We start from the raw sequence: 876 nt of genomic DNA on the forward strand, positions 1-876 counted from the left end.
CGCACCCAAATCAGCTCGATTACTATCAATCATCGCAATAGCACCGTCAATAATATCGATTGCCAATTGCGAACCCGCTACGTCAGAAATATCCACTGAATCAATCGTCTTTAAAGTTGATGTTTTTACCGCGTCCGAAACAGTTGTAGCTGCTGAACCCGAGGTTGTAAACTCTTTTGACGAACTAAACGATACCGTCCCATTAATATTACCACCGGAGGTAGCATCATAGGGCACAGGGGTAGTGACGGTTGTGCCATCAATAACCGCTGCTAACGTCAAAGTAGGGCTAGCACCACCAGTATAGGCGCCAGCAGTAAATGCCATGTCACCACCATCTTTATTGGTAATTTGCAATTTACTGTCGACCATCGCAGCGCTAACGCCAGTGGTCGATGAATTTTGGTTAATTTGGCTAATAATACTATCGTTATCCGTCGCACCGGTTACTGTCGCACCTCCGATAGTGAAGCTTAAGCCCGTAGCACCATTAAAAGTAGCAGTCAACTCGGCAACGTTTGTAGCGGTAGCATTAACACCTGCACTGCTTGCGTTTACCAATGCCGCTATTGACTTGGCGTCATCATTAGCACCAATTGATATATCAACCGTATCCGAACTAGCCGTGTCCGTAAAGGTTAGCGTTGACGTTGCGTACGCAAGAGTCCCGTCATCTACTCGGCCAGCTGTAGTACCAAGAGTTGCAGCTATCTGTTCACCACCAATATATTTAGCACCTACATTATTCAATGACATAGAAATAGTTTCGTTAGCTTCGGAGCCAACCTGGAAAGACTGACTACCAAAAGTACCATCCAATAATTTTTTACCACCAAATGAAGTGGTATCTGCAATACGGGTTAACTCCTCTTGCAG

The 876-nt window shown here is 45.2% G+C and carries 1 protein-coding gene; it reads right to left on the reverse strand.

The annotated features are described in order from the left end of the window. On the reverse strand, window positions 1-876 hold an 876-nt coding region (locus AAEY99_RS21125; protein WP_351011931.1), incomplete at both ends, for a flagellin hook IN motif-containing protein.

The sequence above is a fragment of the Shewanella sp. S1-58-MNA-CIBAN-0166 genome (genome assembly GCF_040310085.1).
Classification (GTDB): Bacteria; Pseudomonadota; Gammaproteobacteria; order Enterobacterales; family Shewanellaceae; genus Shewanella.